At 61.8% G+C, this 19,913-nt stretch carries 17 protein-coding genes; 11 read left to right on the forward strand and 6 right to left on the reverse strand.

Annotated features, from left to right (window positions below; all coding sequences use genetic code 11):
- Positions 1-68: 68 nt before the first annotated feature.
- A complete protein-coding gene (locus V3C85_RS11675; protein ID WP_331795245.1) occupies positions 69-1,400 on the reverse strand; it encodes an NAD(P)/FAD-dependent oxidoreductase in 1,332 nt (443 codons plus the stop codon).
- Positions 1,397-2,557, reverse strand: a complete 1,161-nt coding sequence (gene argE / locus V3C85_RS11680; RefSeq protein WP_331795297.1) for an acetylornithine deacetylase — start codon at positions 2,555-2,557, stop codon at positions 1,397-1,399. Before argE ends, V3C85_RS11675 begins: the two co-directional genes overlap by 4 nt.
- Before the next feature lie 209 nt (positions 2,558-2,766).
- On the opposite strand from argE, the gene V3C85_RS11685 reads away from it, so the two are divergent.
- The 6 genes from V3C85_RS11685 (at position 2,767) to V3C85_RS11710 (ending at position 9,041) form a co-directional block, all read left to right on the forward strand.
- Complete coding sequence (locus V3C85_RS11685; RefSeq protein ID WP_331795246.1) at positions 2,767-3,783, forward strand: ABC transporter ATP-binding protein; 1,017 nt, start codon at positions 2,767-2,769, stop codon at positions 3,781-3,783.
- Entirely contained in the window at positions 3,776-4,837 is a 1,062-nt protein-coding gene (locus V3C85_RS11690; RefSeq protein ID WP_331795247.1) for an ABC transporter ATP-binding protein, read from the forward strand. The genes V3C85_RS11685 and V3C85_RS11690 overlap by 8 nt, the downstream gene beginning before the upstream one ends.
- Positions 4,834-6,534, forward strand: a complete 1,701-nt coding sequence (locus tag V3C85_RS11695; RefSeq protein ID WP_331795248.1) for a peptide ABC transporter substrate-binding protein — start codon at positions 4,834-4,836, stop codon at positions 6,532-6,534. The genes V3C85_RS11690 and V3C85_RS11695 overlap by 4 nt, the downstream gene beginning before the upstream one ends.
- Positions 6,535-6,620: 86 nt before the next feature.
- Positions 6,621-7,628 (forward strand): ABC transporter permease, encoded by a 1,008-nt coding sequence (locus V3C85_RS11700; protein ID WP_331795249.1) that lies wholly within the window; start codon positions 6,621-6,623, stop codon positions 7,626-7,628.
- Positions 7,621-8,538 carry an ABC transporter permease gene (locus V3C85_RS11705; RefSeq protein WP_331795250.1) on the forward strand — a complete coding sequence of 306 codons (918 nt, stop codon included), beginning with the start codon at positions 7,621-7,623 and terminating at the stop codon, positions 8,536-8,538. Before V3C85_RS11700 ends, V3C85_RS11705 begins: the two co-directional genes overlap by 8 nt.
- A 215-nt stretch (positions 8,539-8,753) precedes the next feature.
- The gene (locus V3C85_RS11710; protein ID WP_331795298.1) at positions 8,754-9,041 is read left to right on the forward strand and encodes an ArsR/SmtB family transcription factor; all 288 of its coding nucleotides are present in this window, start codon (positions 8,754-8,756) and stop codon (positions 9,039-9,041) included.
- Positions 9,042-9,195: 154 nt separating this feature from the next.
- Here the strand turns inward: V3C85_RS11710 and V3C85_RS11715 are convergent, their stop codons facing one another.
- Positions 9,196-9,465: an usg protein gene (locus V3C85_RS11715; protein ID WP_331795251.1), complete on the reverse strand. Its 270-nt coding sequence runs from the start codon at positions 9,463-9,465 to the stop codon at positions 9,196-9,198.
- Between the two features lie 204 nt (positions 9,466-9,669).
- On the opposite strand from V3C85_RS11715, the gene gyrA reads away from it, so the two are divergent.
- From gyrA to gluQRS, 5 genes are all read left to right on the forward strand, one after another.
- The gene (gene gyrA / locus V3C85_RS11720; RefSeq protein ID WP_331795252.1) at positions 9,670-12,384 is read left to right on the forward strand and encodes a DNA gyrase subunit A; all 2,715 of its coding nucleotides are present in this window, start codon (positions 9,670-9,672) and stop codon (positions 12,382-12,384) included.
- Positions 12,377-12,679, forward strand: coding sequence for a hypothetical protein (locus V3C85_RS11725; protein ID WP_331795253.1), 303 nt, complete (start codon positions 12,377-12,379; stop codon positions 12,677-12,679). The genes gyrA and V3C85_RS11725 overlap by 8 nt, the downstream gene beginning before the upstream one ends.
- A gap of 64 nt (positions 12,680-12,743) precedes the next feature.
- Entirely contained in the window at positions 12,744-13,460 is a 717-nt protein-coding gene (locus tag V3C85_RS11730; RefSeq protein ID WP_331795254.1) for a hypothetical protein, read from the forward strand.
- A 93-nt stretch (positions 13,461-13,553) separates the two neighbouring features.
- Complete coding sequence (gene trmFO / locus V3C85_RS11735; RefSeq protein WP_331795255.1) at positions 13,554-14,885, forward strand: methylenetetrahydrofolate--tRNA-(uracil(54)-C(5))-methyltransferase (FADH(2)-oxidizing) TrmFO; 1,332 nt, start codon at positions 13,554-13,556, stop codon at positions 14,883-14,885.
- A complete protein-coding gene (gene gluQRS, locus V3C85_RS11740) occupies positions 14,873-15,712 on the forward strand; it encodes a tRNA glutamyl-Q(34) synthetase GluQRS (RefSeq protein WP_331795256.1) in 840 nt (279 codons plus the stop codon). The genes trmFO and gluQRS overlap by 13 nt, the downstream gene beginning before the upstream one ends.
- An 87-nt stretch (positions 15,713-15,799) precedes the next feature.
- On the opposite strand, the gene V3C85_RS11745 is transcribed toward gluQRS, so the two are convergent.
- From V3C85_RS11745 to V3C85_RS11755, 3 genes are read right to left on the reverse strand one after another with little or no spacing between them, the layout of a single operon-like run.
- Positions 15,800-16,348: a sarcosine oxidase subunit gamma gene (locus V3C85_RS11745; RefSeq protein WP_331795257.1), complete on the reverse strand. Its 549-nt coding sequence runs from the start codon at positions 16,346-16,348 to the stop codon at positions 15,800-15,802.
- Positions 16,341-19,346 (reverse strand): sarcosine oxidase subunit alpha family protein, encoded by a 3,006-nt coding sequence (locus tag V3C85_RS11750; protein WP_331795258.1) that lies wholly within the window; start codon positions 19,344-19,346, stop codon positions 16,341-16,343. The genes V3C85_RS11745 and V3C85_RS11750 overlap by 8 nt, the downstream gene beginning before the upstream one ends.
- Positions 19,343-19,666 carry a sarcosine oxidase subunit delta gene (locus tag V3C85_RS11755; RefSeq protein WP_331795259.1) on the reverse strand — a complete coding sequence of 108 codons (324 nt, stop codon included), beginning with the start codon at positions 19,664-19,666 and terminating at the stop codon, positions 19,343-19,345. The genes V3C85_RS11750 and V3C85_RS11755 overlap by 4 nt, the downstream gene beginning before the upstream one ends.
- Between the last annotated feature and the right edge of the window lie 247 nt (positions 19,667-19,913).

Below are 19,913 nucleotides of genomic sequence, written 5' to 3' on the forward strand. Positions count from 1 at the left end.
GCAGGCTGGCGGCAGGTAAAGACCCGGCGCGTTCAAAGGGACGGGCCCAATCAGATCGTGGGCCCAAATCAGATCGTGGGGCCAAGCCTGATCTTCGATCCGTCCGAAAACCGCGACAGCCGAAACCGCGTCAGATCATGGCCGGGATAGCGCCCCCGCACCAGATCGGCCACCACCCGCCCCATGCCGGGGCCGATGCCAAAGCCGTGCCCGCTCATCCCCGTGGCGATGGTCAGCCCGGCCAGGGGCGCATGATCGACCACCGGCACGACATCGGGCATGGTGTCGATCATCCCGGCCCAAACCGCCTGCAATCTGGGCCGGCCCAAGGCCGGAAAGGCGCGGGCAAAACGGTCTTGCACCCGGCCCAACGCATCCCTGTTCGGCGCAGGGTTCAAAATCCGCATCGCCTCGAACGGGCTTTGCCCCGCCCAGTTGCGTCTTGTGCCCCAGGCATCGGGAAAGCCCGCAGGCGCGCGCAGGTGAAAATGGGTTGATCGGAAATCCTTTTTCAAAACCGTCAGATACTGGCCAAAGCTTTGAAAGGCATCGCGGCCGATAAAGAAATCATGTTCGGCCCCCGGCGCAATCGTATAGCCCCCATCGGCCCGGCGGCGAAAGGCAAAGGCCCCGTCGGCGGCCGCACCGGGAAAGATCTCGGCCATGGGTTCGGTCGCCGCCACGCTGGACAACACCGCAAGCTGCGGTATCGCCACGCCATGCGCGCCCAGAAACAGCCGCGACCATGCCCCTGCCGCCAGCACCACCCGCTCGGCCCGGATCGTGCCCGCCTCATGCACCACGCCCGTCACCCGGCCCGCCGCCAGATCCAGCCGCCGCACCGCGCAATGTTCAACAATCACCACCCCCGCATCAGCCGCCAGCCGGGCCAGCAGCGGCACCGCCTGCCAAGGTTCGGCCCGCGCATCTGACGGGGTGATGATCCCGCCCTTCCAATGGGCCGAGGTGCCCATCATCCGCTCAACCTCGCAGCGCGCCATCAGCCGTGTATCCAGTCCATGCTGCTGCGCAATTTCCAGCCAGCGTTCCTGCCGTTCCAGATCGTGATCCGACTCGGCCAGATACACCACCCCGGTCTGCTGAAAGCCAAGCTCTGGCCCCAGCTGCTGCGCCAGCCCCTGCCACAGCCGCAGCGATTCAACCATGATCGGCAGTTCATCAGGGTCGCGCCCCTGTTGGCGGATCCAGCCCCAGTTGCGCCCCGATTGCTCGGCGGCAATGCGGCCCTTTTCCAGCAGCACCACCTTTTCGCCCGCCTGCGCCAGATACAGCGCCGTCATCACCCCGATCACCCCGCCGCCGATGATCACCACATCCGCAGCCTGCGGCGCCGGGCCGGCAAAGCGCACAGGCGAATTCAGTGAAAAGGGAAAGGTCATGCCAGATCAGCCAGCAGTTTTTCCATGAACCCCTGGCCTGCGGTGAATTCCGACAGATCCAGATATTCATCGGCCTGATGCGCCTGCGCGATGTCACCCGGGCCACAGACCACCGCCGAATAGCCCTGTTCCTGAAACTGCCCGGCTTCGGTGCCATAGCTGACCACATGGGTCGCATTATCCCCCGTCAACCGCCGCACCAGTGTTTCGGCGGCCCCTTCGGCCTCGGGCACCAGGGGCGGCACATCGAAAAAGCGGTCCAGATGGATCCCTGCCTCGGGCCGCACCGCCTGCATTGCGGCGTGCAGACGGGCCACTTCGGCTTCCCACAGGGCATACCAGTCTTCGGGCGGCTCGCCGGGCACGATGCGGAATTCCATCACGAATTCGCAATCGCCCGCCGTGATGTTATGGGCCGTGCCGCCCTTGATCATGCCCGAATGCAGCGTGGTAAAGGGCGGCTGAAACAGGCCGGCCACCGCGCTGACCGGCTTGGCCGCATTTTCCGCATTGCGGTCGTTCAGCCAACAGATCAGCCGCGCGGCCTCCATGATGGCGCTGACGCCTTCGGGCAGCAGCGACGAATGCACCTCAAAGCCACGGACACGCACACGATAGCCCGCGCCCCCCTTGTGACCGTTCACACATTTCATCCGGCTGGGTTCCCCGATGATGGCAAGTTCGGCCTTTGGCAGCACAGCCTGCATCGCCGCAATCATCGGCGGCGCGCCGGTGCAGCCCACCTCCTCGTCATAAGACAGCGCCAGTTGCAGGGGCCGGGTCACCCCCCGGTGCTGCGCCTCGACCAAGGCCCAGATCGCCAGCGCGTCAAACCCCTTCATGTCACAGGTGCCCCGGCCATACAGCCGCCCGTCACGTTCCACCACCGTCCAGGGATCGCTTGTCCACTCTTGCCCATCCACCGGCACCACATCGGTATGGCCCGACAGCACCACCCCGCCCGCCACCGCAGGCCCCACATGGGCAAACAGCGCAGCCTTGCTGCGGTCGTCGTGCCAGTGCCGATGCGCCGCGATGCCATGGCTGGCCAGATAGGTTTCAACCCACTCAACCAAAGGCAGATTCGTCTCGCGGCTGACCGTGGGAAAAGACACCAGCCGATCAAGGATCTGCCGCGCCGAAAGCCGTTCTGCCACCATCACCCGCCCCTCGCGCGCTGCAAACTCTGCCGCCAAATTGCGCAGCGCCAGCCATAAGGTCAAGCCACCATCCCCTGACGCCCCGCCAGCTGCAAATCGCGCCTTGCAGGTCGCGCAAAAATCTCTAACACTGGTTCAAATCACCGGCACCGGCCCCGGCCGCGATGCAGGAAAACCAAGAAAAACAATGCACTGGGGAGTGTCATATGCCCGATGGGGCCGCGCCCGTCCTTGACGTGAAGGGCTTGAAAACCGTTTTCCGCACCCGCGGTGGCGAAGTTCATGCCGTAAACGATGTCAGCTTCCACCTGCAACCCGGAGAGCTTTTGGGCGTCGTGGGGGAAAGCGGGTCGGGCAAGTCGGTGACGATGATGTCGCTGATCCGCCTGTTGCCCTCGCCGCCCGCCGACATTCGGTCGGGTCAGGTGCTGCTGAACGGGCAAGACCTGCTCAAGCTGGACGAAGACGGGCTGCGCGCCGTGCGCGGGGCCCGCGTGGGCTTTGTGTTCCAAGACCCGATGACCAGCCTGAACCCCGTCTTCACCATCGGCAACCAGATCGCCGAGCCGTTGCGCAAGCACAAGGGCATGACCAAGGCGCAGGCCGCCGACCGTGCGGTCGAACTGCTGGAACTGGTGGGCATCCCCGATGCGCGCAAACGCCTGTCCAGCTATCCGCACCAGTTTTCGGGCGGCATGCGGCAACGGGTGATGATCGCCATCGCCCTTGCCTGCGACCCCGATGTGCTGATCGCGGATGAACCGACGACAGCCCTGGATGTGACCATTCAGGCGCAGATTCTGGAACTGGTCAAAGACCTGCGCCAGAAACTGGGCATGGCGATTGTCTGGATCACCCATGATCTGGGCGTGATCGCAGGCATCGCAGACCGCGTGATGGTGATGTATGGCGGCCAGGTGGTCGAACAGGCCCCGGTCAAAGAGTTGTTCGGCAATCCGCAGCACCCCTATACCCGCGCCCTGCTGAAAACCATTCCCGCCATCACCGGCGCACGCGAAGACCGGTTGCAGGTGATCGAGGGCCAGCCCCCGATTCTGGGCGCCGCCCCCAGTGCCTGCCCGTTCCGGGGCCGGTGTGCCCATGCCTTTGATCGCTGCGCCAGCGAAAATCCGCAGCGCCGCTCGGTCGATGCCCTGCCCGTAGGCCATGGCCATGACGTGGCCTGCCACTGGACCCCGACAGCCGAGGCCGCCCATGCTTGACGCCCGCCCCCCGCAGACGCCCCTTGTGCAGGTGCGCGATCTGAAGATGTATTTTCCCATCTATTCGGGCCTGTTCCGCCGCCATACCGGCGATGTAAAGGCCGTGGATGGCATCAGCTTTGATATCTTGCAGGGCGAAACGCTGGGTCTTGTGGGCGAATCTGGCTGCGGTAAATCCACCGTGGGCCGCGCGCTTTTGCGGCTGTATGAACCGACGGCTGGAAATGTGGTGATCGGCGGCACCGATGTTGCCACCCTGGCACCCGAGGCCCTGCGCCGCGCCCGCCCCCAGATGCAGATGGTATTCCAGGACCCGCAGGCCAGCCTGAACCCGCGCATGTCCTTGGCCGACATCATCGGCGAGCCGCTGAACGAACATACCGATTGGGACACTGCCAAGAAACTGGCCCGCATCTATGAATTGATGGATGCCGTGGGGCTGAACCGCAAATTCGCCAACCGCTTTCCTCATGAGTTTTCGGGCGGCCAGCGGCAGCGCATCGGCATCGCCCGTGCGCTTGCGCTGAAACCCAAATTCATTGTCTGCGACGAACCGATTGCGGCACTTGATGTGTCGATCCAGGCGCAGGTGGTGAACCTGCTGGAAGATTTGCAGGACGAATTCGGCCTGACCTATCTGTTCATCAGCCACGATCTGTCGATGGTCCGCCATATCGCCGACCGCGTGGCGGTGATGTATCTGGGGCGCGTTGCCGAACTCAGCCCGCGCGACGATCTCTATGCCCGGCCCTTGCACCCCTATTCCGAGGCGCTGCTGTCGGCCGTGCCCGAACCCGACCCCAGCCTTGCGCGGCGGCGCGAACGCATCATCCTCAAGGGCGACGTGCCCTCGCCCGCCAATCCGCCCAAAGGCTGCAATTTCTGCACGCGCTGCCCGCGTGTGATGGAGATTTGCACGCAGGTGAAACCCGATCTGGCCGAGGTGGAACCCGGCCGTTTCGTCGCCTGCCATCTTTATTCCGATACCAATGCCGCCGGAAAAACCGGCGCATCCGGGGCCAAAGAGCACAACCAACAAGGAGAGTCACAATGAAACTGAAAACAGCCCTTCTGGGCGCGGCGGCCATGCTGGCCATTGCGCCTGCGGCATATGCCGAACGCGGCGCTGACGGCAACGTCAAGGTTCTGTATTCGCAGGCCGTGTCGATCATGAACGCCTATCTGTCCTCTGGCACCAAAGACGTCGAAGTGGGCAGCCTTGTGCTGGAACCGCTGGCGGGATTTGATCAGGAAGGCACCGTTTTCCCGCGCCTTGCGGCCGAACTGCCCAGCATTGAAAACGGCGGCATCGCCGAAGATTACACCTCGATCACCTGGAAGATCAAAGAGGGTATGCTGTGGTCGGATGGCACCACCGTCACGGCCGATGACGTGGTCTTTACCGCCGAATACTGCATGCATCCCGAAGGCGGCTGCGCCCAGGCCGCGCGCTACGAAGGCATCTCTTCGGTGGAAAAGGTCGATGACCTGACCGTCAAGGTCAATTTCACCGCGCCGAAATACAACCCCTTCACCGCCTTCGTCGGCGCCACCTCGCCCATCCTGCAAAAGGCGCAATTCGCCAATTGCCTTGGCGCGGCAGCCCCCACCTGCACCGAGGCCAACTTCAAGCCCATCGGCACCGGCCCCTTCATGGTCACCGATTTCAAGGTGAACGATACCGTCGAACTGGCCGCCAACCCGAACTACCGTGATCCGGCCAAGCCTGCCTTTGCCACGCTGTCGGTCAAGGGGGGTGGTGACGCCGCCTCGGCTGCGCGCGCCGTGATGGAAACCGGCGAATTCGATTACGCCTGGAACACCCAGATCAACCCCGAACTGCAAGAGCAGATGAAATCGGGCGGCAAGGGCACCTTCGTTTCGGCCTTCGGCACGCTGGTCGAGCGGATCGAAATGAACATGACCAACCCCGATCCGGCCCTTCCGGAAGGCGAGCGCGCCACCGCGATGCACCCGCATCCGTTCCTGTCGGACATCCGCGTGCGCAAGGCCCTGTCGATGGCCATCGACCGCAACCTGCTGGTGGAAATCGGCTATGGTGAAGCTGGCCGCGCGACCTGCAACCTTGTGCCGGCCCCGGCCATCTACGCCTCGCCCAACACCGACTGCCTGACGCAAGATATCGAAGGCGCCAAGGCCCTGCTGGAAGAAGCCGGCTGGACCGTGGGCGCCGATGGCATCCGCGAAAAGGATGGCGCCAAGCTGAAGGTTCTCTACCAGACCTCGGTCAACCCCGTCCGTCAGGATTTCCAGGCCGTCATCAAGGGCTGGTGGAATGAAATCGGCGTCGATGTCGAGCTGAAGTCGATTGACGCCGGCGTCTATTTCGGTGGCGACCCCGGTTCGCCCGACACCTTCCAGAAGTTCTACGCAGACGTGGAAATGTATGCCAACAACTTCGATGGCACCGACCCGGAACCCTATGTCGCACAATACACCTGCGAAAAGGCCCCGCGTCCGGAAACCCAGTGGCAGGGTGAAAACATCAACCGCTTCTGCGACCCGGCCTATGACGCCCTGGTGGCCGAACTGCTGCAAACCCGCGAAACCGAAAAGCGCACCGAGATCGTCATCCGTCTGAACGAGATGCTGACCAAGGACAGCTATGTCGTGGTTCCGCTGGTTGATCGTGGCCGCCTGTCGGCCCATTCGAACACCCTTGGCGGCGTTGTCCTGAACGTCTGGGACAGCGAACTGTGGAACGCCTCTGACTGGTATCGCATCAAGTGATCTGAACCGGGGCGGGGCGCCCGTGGCGCGCCCTGCCCCATCCCACCCTTTCCCCCTCCCCGACTGCTGACCAAAGGCATCGCAACATGCTTACCTACACGATCCGTCGGCTTTTGCTGGCCATCCCGACGCTTCTGTTCATCAGTCTTGTGATCTTCCTGCTGGTCGATCTGGCCCCCGGCTCGCCCGCCAGCCAGATTCCGCTGACCGTGCCGCCGGATGTGCGGATGAAGATCCTTGAATCCATGGGCGCGAATGACCCCGTTCATGTGCGCTATGTCCTGTGGCTGAAACAGTTTTTCGTGGTCGAGCCGCTGATCTGGGTCGATGCCACCTTTGGCACCACCTATGCCGAGGGCATGCAGCGCATTCTGTCGTGGCAATCGCGCAGCCCGGTGTTTGACATCATCGTCGAACGCATGCCGCAAACCCTGACCGTGGTCGGATCGTCCTACATCCTGGGCGTGCTGATCGCGCTGCCCATCGGCATCTATTCGGCCTATCGCCAGTATTCGTGGTTTGACCAATTGGGCACCTTCATCGCCATGGTCGGCTTTTCGGTGCCCACCTTCTTTACCGGCCTTGTGCTGATCCTGGTCTTTGCGGTGCAGTTGCAATGGTTCCCGTCCATCTATGACACCAGCCTGCGTGTCACCGACTGGGACAGCTTTTTGTTGCAGGTCAAGCAGATGGTCATGCCGGTGACGGTGCTGGCGCTGTATAACGCCGCCCAGATCAGCCGCTACATGCGGTCGTCCATGCTGGAAAACCTTGGGCAAGACTATGTGCGCACCGCCCGCGCCAAGGGGCTGAACGAACATGTTGTCGTGCTGAAACATGTGCTGCGCAACTCGATGATCCCCGTTGTCACCGTGATTGCGCTTGGCATTCCCACCATTTTCGGCGGCGCCATCATCACCGAACAGGTGTTCCGCGTGAACGGGCTTGGGGCGCTGCTGATCAACGCCATCCATGGCTCTGACCTGCCGATGGTGCAAACCCTCACCTTCATCTTCGCCGTGCTGATCGTGCTGTTCAACCTGATCGCCGATATCCTCTATGGCATTCTCGACCCAAGGATCCGCTATGACTGATGTCGTCATCGAAAAACCCCGCAGCCAGTGGGCAGATGTCTGGTCACAGTTCAAGACGCACAAAGGCGCGGTCATCGGCCTTTTGGTCTTTGGCCTGCTGATCGCCTTTGTCTTCATCGGCCCGCTGATCTGGACAAAAGACCCGACCGCGATCAACCCCAACGCGGCCGAGATGATCAAATCGCGCAACAAACCCCCCAGCTTTGCAAGCCCGCTTGGCACCGATCAATTGGGCCGCGACATGCTGGCCCGGATGATGAAGGGCGGGCAGGTTTCCATCGCCGTGGGTTTGGTAGCGATGACGATCTCGATCCTGCTGGGCACCCTGGTTGGGGTGATGGCAGGCTATTTCCGCCGGCTTGACGGGCCGCTGATGCGCCTGACCGATCTGTTTCTGGCCCTGCCGTTGCTGCCGTTGTTGCTGGTCATGGTGCTTTTGTTCCGCGATCCGCTGTCTGCGGCCTTTGGCCCCGAAGGCGGCACCTTTTTGCTGATCGTCACCGCCATCGGTGTCACCAGTTGGATGCAGGCCGCCCGCGTCGTGCGGGGCGAGGTTCTGGCGCTGAAAGAGCGTGAGTTCGTTCTGGCCGCGCGGTCCATCGGCACGCCCTCCCGCCGGATGATCCTGCGCCATATCCTGCCCAATGTCGTCTCGCCCATCATGGTGGCCGCCACTTTGGGCATCGCCAGCGCCATCATCACGGAATCCGCCTTGTCTTTCCTTGGCCTTGGCTTTCCGCCTGATTTCCCCACCTGGGGCCGTCTGTTGTTTGATGGCGCGGAATACATCCAGCAATATCCGCAGCGGGTGATCTGGCCGGGCGTTGCGATCTCGCTGACGGTGTTGTCGGTCAACTACATCGGCGACGGCCTGCGCGATGCGCTTGATCCCCGCATTCGGGGCCGCTAAGGCCCCGGATCAGCTTTTTCGCCACATTTCGGGGTGAAACATCGCCGTGATGGGCATGCCACAGGGGTTGATCTGGCACTGACAGGCGCCACATGCTAAGCTGACAGCAACAGGAATGCAGTTGGACCATGGCTTTGGACAGTTCACCCCTCAATCGCGGCGATCACGATCAGGCCCCTGCGGCAGATGGCTGCGTGTCTTTGTCAGCCGACCAGATGCTGGTGCAGGCCCAGGCTGCGGCGGCCTTTCTCAAGGCGCTCAGCCACGAAGGCCGGCTGATGATCTTGTGCCATCTGTCGTCGGGTGAAAAATCGGTGACCGAGCTTGAGCGCCTGCTGGACAGCCGCCAAGCCGCTGTCAGCCAGCAATTGGCCCGCCTGCGGCTGGAAGGTCTGGTCTCGTGCCGCCGCGATGGCAAGACGATCTTTTACTCCATCCAGGACCCCAAGGTCAGCCGCACCATCGCGCTGGTCTATGACATGTTCTGCAAGCCCGACGCCTAGGGCCGCAGCCCCACCTAAAGCCCCCTACCCGAAACCTTACCCCATCGCGCCGCAACGTTTTGGGGGAATTTGCTCTGCCCAGTCAATGGCAGATTTTGTCTGCACAGGGGGTGTACGGGGGGTGCACGCCGGGTGCCCCCTGAAAATCGCCCCGTCAGTGCAGCCTGAATTCCCCCACCACATTGCGCCATTCTGATGGGGCAATCAGTTTGCGGTGGGTAAACCGCACCGAATGCAGCGGCCCATCCAGATTGCCCTGCCAGAATTCGATGAACCGGAACAATTCCGGGTAATCCGGCGCCAGATCATAGTCCTGCCAGATGAAGCTATTGAGAACATTACGATAATCGGGCATCCGGTAGTAAAGCTCGGCCGTGGTCAGCCCATAGCCTTTCAACATCAGTTCCGTCTCAGTTCCGCGCATCTGACAAACCTCCTGATCGACGCTGAACCTCCCCCTTGTGGAATCATGCCAAATCCATATTAAAAATCAATGATTACAGTATGTTGGCACTCTTGTTGCGTGGCTGCCAAACTCTGGCCTCCCCCGCCATTGCACCCCATCCCTTGCATGGTGTAATGTCAGGCCAACAAAATATTGATAAGCCCGACGAAAGGCCACGTTCACATGAGCGACACGCCAGAAGACACTGAAATCTCAGGCGAAAAGCCCGAACGCGCCGTCTATGACGGCCCACAGATCGACATCGCCGCCGAGATGAAGACGGCCTATCTCGACTATGCCATGTCGGTGATCGTATCGCGCGCGATCCCCGATCTGCGCGACGGGCTAAAGCCGGTGCACCGCCGCATCCTGTTCGCGATGCATGAAACCGGCAACACCCACGAAAAATCCTACCGCAAATCCGCCCGCCCCGTCGGCGACACGATGGGCAAATACCACCCCCACGGCGACTCGGCGATCTATGACGCGCTGGTGCGGATGGCGCAGCCGTTTTCGATGTCGCTCAAGCTGTTGGACGGCCAAGGCAACTTTGGCAGCATGGATGGCGATGCCGCCGCCGCGATGCGTTACACCGAAGTGCGCATGGACAAACCCGCCGCCTTCCTGCTGGCCGATATCGACAAGGATACCGTTGATTTTCAAGACAATTACGACGGGAAAGACAAAGAACCCACGGTTCTTCCGGCCCGTTTTCCTAACATGCTGGTCAATGGTGCGGGCGGTATTGCTGTTGGCATGGCGACCAACATTCCTCCCCACAATCTGGGCGAGGTGATCGACGGCACCTTGGCGCTGATCGAAAACCCCGATATGTCCACCGAAGCCTTGATGGAGCTGATCCCCGCCCCCGACTTCCCCACCGGCGCGCTGATCCTGGGCCGGTCTGGCGCCCGCAAAGCCTATCTCGAAGGCCGTGGCAGCGTGATCATTCGCGCGAAAACCCATGTCGAGGAAGTGCGCAAAGACCGTTTTGCCATCGTCATCGACGAAGTGCCCTATCAGGTCAACAAGGCCTCGATGATCGAAAAGATCGCCGATCTGGTGCGCGAAAAGCGGATCGAAGGCATTGCCGGGGTGGCGGACGAATCTGACCGCATCGGTGTGCGCGTGGTGATCGAGTTGAAACGCGACGCAACCCCGGATGTGGTGCTGAACCAGTTGTTCCGCTTTACGCCAATGCAGACCAGCTTTGGCTGCAACATGCTGGCACTGAACGGGGGCCGCCCAGAACAACTGACATTGCGCGATTTTCTGGCGCATTTCATCACCTTCCGCGAAGAAGTGGTGGCGCGGCGCACCGCATATGAGTTGCGCAAGGCACGCGAACGCAGCCACATTCTGTGCGGCCTCGCCGTGGCTGTCTCGAATGTCGATGAGGTGGTGCGCACCATCCGCGCCAGTGCCGATGCGGCCGAGGCGCGGGAAAAACTGATGACGCGCCGCTGGCCCGCGGCCGACATCGCCGCCTATATCCGGCTGATTGACGACCCGACCCACAAGATGAATGACGACGGCACCTATAACCTGTCGGAAACGCAGGCCCGCGCCATTCTGGAATTGCGCCTGCAACGCCTGACCCAACTGGGCGTCAAGGAAGTGACGGACGAGTTGGAAGACCTGGCCGCCAAGATCAAGGATTACCTTGAAATTCTGGGCAGCCGCGATCGCATCATGTCGATCATTTCCGATGAATTGCGCGAGGTGAAAGCCGCCTTTGCCGTGCCGCGCCGGACCGAGATCGTCGATTGGTCGGGCGACATGGAGGACGAAGACCTGATCGAGCGTGAGGATATGGTCGTGACCATCACCTCGGGCGGCTATATCAAGCGCACCCCCTTGGCTGAATTCCGTCAGCAAAACCGGGGGGGCAAGGGTCTGTCATCCATGCAGACCAAGGAAGACGATGTGGTGACCACCCTGTTCGTGGCCAACACCCACACTTGGCTGTTGTTCTTTACGACCGATGGCATGGTCTACAAAATGAAGACCTGGCGCTTGCCCCTTGCCGGTCGCACGGCCAAGGGCAAGGCGATGGTCAATGTCTTGCCGATCCAGACCGGGATCAGCATCGCGGCCCTGATGCCGGTCGATGCGGCGGAAGAAGACTGGGGCAACCTGCAGATCGTCTTTGCCACCAGCGATGGCGATGTGCGCCAGAACGATCTGTCAGATTTCACCAATGTCAAACGCAACGGCAAGATCGCGATGAACCTGCCCGAAGGCGTCAGCCTGGTGAATGCGGCGATTGCCGATGAAAATGACGACATCATGCTGGTCACCGAACTGGGCCGCGCCATTCGCTTTTCCACCCAGGAAATCCGCGTGTTCAAATCGCGTGGGTCAACCGGGGTGCGCGGTGTGCGTCTGGCCGATGGGGACAGCGTCGTTTCGATGTCGATCATCCGCCACTTTGAGGCCACCCCCGAAGAGCGCGCCGCTTATCTGAAACAGCGTCGCCTGATGGCCGGGGTGACTGAAGATGATGCTGCCGACGAGGATGAAGACAGCGTTGCCGCAGGGCAGCTTTCGCCCGAACGCTATGCAGAAATGTCAGCCGCCGAGGATCTGATCCTGACCATCACGCGGGGCGGTTCGGGCAAGCTGTCATCCAGCCATGACTACCCCGTGCGCGGCCGTGGCGGCATGGGTGTCAAGGCCATCTCGCCCGGCCCGCGGGGCGGACGGATTGTGGCCTCGTTCCCGGTGGCGTTCAGCGACCAGATCATGCTGGCCACAGACAGCGGGCAGTCGATCCGCGTTCCGGTTGACCAGATCAGCTTCCGCTCCCGCTCGGCTGGTGGGGTGCGGGTGTTCAACGTCGATAAAGACGAAGAAGTGGTCTCGGTCGCCCGTGTGGCGGAAACGTCGGATGAATGACCTTGCCGCGCGTCTGGCTGATCTGGCCAGATGTGGCAAGACGACAACCTATGGCGCGCTGGCCCGGGATCTGGGCTGGCGCGTTTCTGTTCTGACCACCGCGCTGGAAGCCCTGATGGAAGAAGACGCAGCCATGGGTCTGCCGTTTCGCGCCAGCCTGTGTGAAGGGCGTCTGTCAGGGGGCCAACCCGCCCAAGGGTTCTTTCTCAAGGCCGCGCAATTGGGCCGACCGATGGGCCCCGACGATGTGGCCACCGAGCGCGCAGCCCTGCACAGCCGCGCGCTGCAAGAATAGCATTGGCAGCCGCCCCGCTGACCGCTATCTTGGCCGCAGATAACAAAAAACATCCGAGGCACCCATGTATCGCGCAGCAATCGCCACCCTTCTGGGCGTTGGCTTTCTGTCGTCTTCTGCATCAGCGTTTGACATCACCGGCGGGTCGGTCGCGCTGGAATATTCAAAATTCACCGAAAGCCCGCTGAATGATCTGGACAAGACCTCGCTGAAAGGCTCGGTCGAGATCGGCTTTTCCCCCGAATTTTCGGTGCAGGCCGATCTGGGCTTGTCTGTCTTTGGCTTTACCAATGCCGATGGCACCAACATCGCCCTTCATGGCATTTATCATGTCAACGACGCCACTTCGATCGGCGCATATCTGGGCCGCGATGAATTGTCTTTTGGCCCGTTCAAGGACGATGTCACCTATCTGGGCGCTGAAGTCGGCCATCAAGGCAACGGTTTGTCCACCGAAGTTTATGTGGGCATGATCACTAACAGCGGCATCAATGCCACGACCTTGGGCCTTGGGGGCAGCTATGCGGTGACCGACCGGATTGACCTTGGCGCGCAATTTGACAGCCTGCGCATCGACGGGGATGATGTCGTGCGTTTGGGTCTGACGGGCGATGTGGCGGCAACTGATACGATTTCGATTTACGGAGAGGTCGGGCGCGGCTGGGTTCAGTCGGTTGGCTCGGAAAACTATCTCAGCCTTGGCGGCCGCTATACCTTTGGCGCCAAAGGCAAGGCCACATTCGATCAGCGCGGCATCCTGACGGCGCTTCCCGGTTTGTAAATGGCACAGGCCCCGGTTGACCGCCCCTTTGGGGCGGTTGATTTCTGATCTGCTGGCTTGAAACAGCGCCGCCTGCGGCGTATCTGGCTGGCTATGAACAAGACATTGCACATCATCGGCGGCGGAATGGCCGGGTCAGAGGCCGCATGGCAAGCGGCGAATATGGGCGTTGACGTGGTGATCCACGAAATGCGGCCCAAGGTTGGCACTTTCGCGCATCGCAGCGGCTTTTTGGCCGAGATGGTGTGCTCCAACTCCTTCCGCTCGGATGATGACGAACGCAACGCCGTTGGTCTATTGCACTGGGAAATGCGGGCCGCCAATGGTCTGATCATGGAACAGGCCGCCTTGCACCGCTTGCCTGCCGGTGGTGCCTTGGCCGTTGACCGCGATCCCTTTGCCGAAAGCGTGACAGCCCGCATCATGGCGCATCCGCGCATTTCGGTTTCGTATGAAGAAATTCCCGAATTGCCGACGCAAGGCCATTGGATCGTCGCCACCGGCCCGCTGACCAGTGGTGCCCTTGCCAACAGCATCCGCCAGGCCACCAGCGCCGAACATCTGGCCTTTTTCGATGCCATCGCCCCCATCGTCTATGCCGACTCCATCAACATGGATGTGGCCTGGCTGCAAAGCCGCTATGACAAGGGCGAGACCGAGGAGGAGCGCACGGCCTATATCAACTGCCCGATGACCAAGCCGCAGTATGAGGCCTTTATCGACGCCCTGTTGGCGGCTGACAAAACCGAATTTCACGAAGGCGAAACGGCGGGCTATTTCGATGGCTGCCTGCCGATCGAGGTCATGGCCGAACGGGGCCGCGAAACCCTGCGCCACGGCCCGATGAAGCCGGTGGGCCTGACCAATGCGCATAAGCCCGAGGAAAAGGCCTATGCCGTGGTGCAACTGCGCCGCGATAACAAATTGGGCACGCTGTATAATATCGTGGGCTTTCAGACCAAGATGAAATACGGCGCGCAAACCGAGGTGTTCAAGATGATCCCCGGGCTTGAGGAGGCCAGTTTTGCCCGGCTGGGGGGCATTCACCGCAACACCTTTATCAACTCGCCCACCCTGCTGGATGATCAGATGCGGCTGAAATCACGGCCGAACATCCGCTTTGCGGGGCAGGTCACGGGGGTTGAAGGCTATGTCGAAAGCGCCGCGATGGGGCTGCTGGCGGGGCGGATGGCAGCGGCCGAGATCTTGGGCCGCACCCTGCCCCCACCCCCACCAGACACGGCCATGGGCGCACTGATCACCCACATCACCGGCGGGGCCGAGGCCAAAACCTTTCAGCCGATGAATGTGAACTTTGGCCTGTTTCCCCCGATTGATGCCAAGGGCGGGCGGCGCGGGCGCAAGGACCGTTACAAAGCCTATACCGACCGTGCCAAAGAGGCCTTTACCGCGTGGCTTTCGTAACGCGCTTTGCGCCATCGCCCACGGGCCCGCTGCATTTGGGCCACGCCTATTCGGCCCTTCTTGCGCATGACATGGCCCGCGCCGCACAGGGCCGCTTTCTGCTGCGGATGGAAGACACCGATCTTGATCGCTGCCGCCCGGAATTCGTTCAGCAGATCATCGACGATCTGGCATGGCTGGGCCTGACCTGGGATGGGCCTGTGCTGCATCAGGCCAACAAAATCGACCGTTACAACAGCCGCCTCGCCCCCTTGGCGACACGCGGTTTGCTCTACCCGTGCTCTTGCACCCGCGCCGATATTCGCGCGGCCCTGTCTGCCCCGCAAGAAGGGGTGGCCTTTCAGGTCTATCCCGGCACCTGCCGCCACCGCTCGATAGACAGCCGCCAACCGGGCGATGCCCTGCGGCTGAACCTTGACGCCGCCCTTGCCGCCCTTGCAGACCGCCCGTTGGTGTTTACCGAAACCGGTCCCGCCCATGCGGGTGCCCATCAGGTTGATCCCGATCAGGCCCGCGCCCGGATTGGCGACGTGGTCTTGTCGCGCAAGGGCGAAGACATCGTGGCCTATTTCCTTGCCTCGGCCTTTGACGACGCCGATCAGGGTATCAGCCATGTGATCCGGGGAGAGGATCTGTTCGAATTCACGCCCATTCAGGTGATCTTGCAGGCCCTGCTGGATCTGCCCACCCCGCAGTATCACCACCACCGCCTGATCCGAGACGAACATGGCAAACGGCTGGCCAAACGCGATGACGCCCGCGCCTTGGCGAAATTCCGGGCCGAAGGCGCCAGCCCTGCCGATATTCGTCGGATGGTTGGCCTGTAACCCTTTGTCTTTTCACAAAAGCCTTTGCGAAGTGCGTTTTGGCGCAGGCGAACCAGGTTTGGGGGGCAGTCAGCCCCCCATCCCCGCTTAAAACGCGCTGCCCGGCTGGGCCGAATGTGTCAGCAGCCCCATCACATAATCCGCCACCGAACGGAAGCAGACCAGCGTGAACCCGGCATCATCCGCCCAAAAGGCCGCTGCCACCTGGGCCGTGCGGGTGCGGCGCAACTCGCCCGGTTGCAGCATGTCAAAATCAACCGGAGACAGCTTGCGCAACACCTGATCGGCCTTGGCCCCCTCGATGCGGAAAACCGCCCGTGCATCGGATACGTTGACCGCCAGATGGTGCTGGCCCTTCAGCGCAGCCTTGATCGCCGACAGGGCCGCCGCCACTTCGGCATAGGGCAGCATCAGCAGGTATTCATCCGGGCTCATCCAGCCCGCCGCCCGTTCTCCCTGCACCTCAATCCGGCGCAGGGCTGGCAGCGCACAGCCAGTGGCGGCCTTGATCGCGGCCTCCAGCCCCTTGGTGCCGGCTTTCGCACGCAGGGTGATCATGCCCATCGGGCCAATCTCACGAATACTGGCAAAGCCGTCGAACTGTGCCCCCTTCAGGGCGGAAACCGGTTCAGACATTCTGCTTCTCCCCTTCCGGGTCATAGAACACCGGGCTGACGACGCGGGCCTTGATGGTGCCGCCCTTGGCATTGGTGAATTCCACCGTTTCGCCCATTCTGTCTGGCCCGTGCTTTAACAGACCCATGGCAATGCCCCGGCCCAATGTGGGCGAGAAATAGGTCGAGGTCACGCGCCCCTGCACATTGCCCTGACCTTTGTCATTGGTGCCCGGTGCCACGATATAGGCGCCATCCGGGATCACCGAGCCATCCAGCGTGTCATAGCCCACCAGTTTCCACCGCGCGTCCGAGGCAAGGAAGCTGCGCTCTTGCCCGCGCTTGCCCAGATAATCGGCCTTTTTCTTGGAGATGGCCCAAGACAGGCCCAGATCCTGCGGGATAACGGTGCCATCGGTTTCGTCGCCGATCATGATAAAGCCCTTTTCGGCCCGCATGATATGCAACGCCTCGGTGCCATAAGGCATGGCCCCCAGATCAGCCCCCGCCTTGTGGCAGGCTTGCCAGAAGGCTGCGCCATGGCTGGCCGGAACCGCGATTTCATAGCTGAGTTCGCCCGAGAACGAGATCCGGTAAACCCGCACCGGAAAGCCGCCCAAAGTTCCGTCAGCCCAGCCCATGAAGGGCAACGCCTCTTTCGACACATCCATGCCCCCCAACCGCTCCAGCAATTTGCGGGCATTGGGGCCAACCACGGCCACTTGGGCATATTGTTCGGTCACATTGGCGGTGAACACCAGCCAATCCCACCATTCGCATTGCAGCCAGTCTTCCATCCAGCCATGAATCCGGTCGGCCCCGCCGGATGTGGTGTGGCACAGCCAGGTGTCCTCATCGATCCGCGCCACCACGCCGTCATCCGACAAGAAGCCCTGTTCGTTGCACATCAGGCCATAGCGGCATTTGCCGATGGGCAAGGTGGACATCACGCCAGTGTAAAGCATGTCAAGGAAACGGCCCGCATCCGGGCCCTTGACGATGATCTTGCCAAGGGTCGATGCATCAAGCAAACCAAGGGCTTGCCGGGTGTTTTTCACCTCACGATGAACAGCCTGTTCATGCGTTTCTCCGGCACGCGGGAAGCAATACGGGCGGCGCCAATAGCCCACAGGCTCAAAATACGCGCCGTTCTTCTCATGCCAGTCATGCATCGGCGTCTTGCGCAGGGGCTGGAAGATCTCGCCGCGCGCCTCGCCTGCCAAGGCGCCAATCGGCACCGGGGTATAGGGCGGGCGGAAGGTGGTGGTGCCCACCGACGGGATCGCCGCACCCAAACTGTCAGCAAGAACTGCCAAGCCGTTGATATTGCTTAGCTTACCCTGATCCGTTGCCATGCCAAGCGTGGTATAGCGCTTGGTGTGCTCGACGCTTTCATAGCCCTCGCGGGCCGCAAGTTGCACATCCGAGACTTTGACATCGTTCTGATAGTCCAGCCACATCTTGGACCGCAACGAAATCGGCGCGCCCTGTGGCATCATCCAGACCGGCTCAAGCGGTGCTTCCTCGACCCCGGAATGATCCGGTGCCTTGTGCTTTTTGCCTTTTACGCCAATTGCTTCCAGCGCGATATTGATCTGGTTGTCCGCATCAACCACCGCATCGCGCAAGGCCCCGTTGGCGGCCCCGGCCACACAGACCAGTGCGCTGCCATCATGGGTCAGCGGCGGGCGGGTGGCATCGGGGCGGAACATCGCCTGATCCTCATCCCAGGTCAGTTTGCCGCCACAATGGCTCCACAGATGAACCACGGGCGACCAACCGCCAGACATGGCCACCGCATTGCAAGGGATCAGCGTGGTGGCTGACCCTTCGCCCACGAAAGAGCAAATCTCGACACCCTCGACCCGCTTTGCACCTTTGACCTTGGCGATGGCTTTGCCAGCCTCAACCCGGATGCCAAGCGCGCGCACTTTTTGCGGCAGCGCACCATCGGCCCGCGGGCGGGCGTCGATCACGGCAGCCACCTCTAGCCCCGCCTCGTGCAGGGCAATCGCGGTGCGATAGGCATCATCGTTGTTCGTGACAACAACAGTGCGATCCCCCGGCGACACCGCCCAGTTCACCACATAATCGCGCACAGCCGAGGCCAGCATCACGCCCGGAACATCATTGCCCGCAAAAGACAACGGGCGCTCGATCGCCCCGGTTGCCGCAACGACCTTGGTCGCGCGAATACGCCACAAGCGGTGTTTGGGGCGCCCGTCACCGGGGCTGTGATCGGCCACTTTCTCATCGGCCAGCACATAGCCATGGTCATAAAGACCAGCCGCCATCGTGCGGGTCTTCAGCGTGACGTTTTCCATCCCCGCCAATTCGGTCAGCGCGGCCTCGATCCAATCGCTGGCCGATTTGCCATCGATCACATCGCCGTCCACGGGCGCGCGGCCCCCCCAATGCGCGGTCTGTTCCACCAGCCAGACCCGTGCCCCGGCCCGGCCCGCCACCAAGGCCGCCTGCAAGCCTGCAACACCGCCGCCGACGATCAGCAGATCGCAAAAGCCATAAGCCTGTTCATAGCGATCCGCGTCACGATCCTTGGGCGCTTTGCCCAGGCCCGCAGACTGGCGGATGATCGGTTCAAACACATGCTTCCACGCCGCACGCGGATGGATGAAGGTTTTGTAATAGAACCCAGCCGGCAAGAACCTAGCAGCGTAGTTGTTCAGCACGCCCACATCGAATTCAAGGCTGGGCCAGTGGTTCTGGCTGCTGGATTCCAGGCCATCAAACAATTCGGTCGTGGTGGTGCGCTGGTTCGGCTCCAACCGCGCCCCGCGGCCCAGATTGACCAAAGCGTTCGGTTCTTCGGCGCCACTGGCCACGATGCCGCGCGGGCGGTGGTATTTGAACGACCGGCCCACCAGCATCTGGTCATTGGCCAACAGGGCCGAAGCCAGCGTATCACCTTCGAACCCGCGCAGGCGTTTGCCGTTGAAGGTAAAGTCGCAAGGATGGGAGCGCTGGATCAGACGCCCCCCGGATTTCAGACGGGTGCTCATTTGAAGCCCTTCCAATCGGGGCGCTTGGCCTTGATCTTGTCGATGATATCTGCGGGCGGCTCGGTGCTTTGCGCCGGATAGGTGCCGAACACCTCAAGCGTGGCGGTGCAGCGGGCAGCCAGAAACCACTTGCCGCAGCCATAGGCATGGCGCCAGCGTTCAAAGTGCACGCCCTTGGGGTTCTTGCGGGCAAACATGTAGGCCTCGAATTCCTCATCGGCCGAACCGGGACCAAACCGCTTGAGATGCGCCTCGCCCCCCGGGGCCAGTTCGGTTTCCTCGGCCTTAACGCCGCAATAGGGGCATTCAAGGATCAGCATGTCAGTGCTCCCTTTGAGCGGGCGCGAGGGGGGGGGGGCCCCCCCGCCCCCCCGCGCGTTATTAAAACAAGAAGGTGCCCATGACCGTTGGACACCCCCCGCCCACCTTTCTGTAAATAAACAGGCCGATCCGAAACCCCCCCACAGGGCGATTAATAACACCACAAACTCCCGCAGACACTGGGGCCCCCCCGCCGCCCCCGTACAGAGAAAAAGAGCCCCGCCCGCACACCCCCCACGAACAAAC

The organism is Pseudotabrizicola sp. L79, from assembly GCF_036553525.1.
Taxonomy (GTDB): domain Bacteria; phylum Pseudomonadota; class Alphaproteobacteria; order Rhodobacterales; family Rhodobacteraceae; genus Pseudotabrizicola.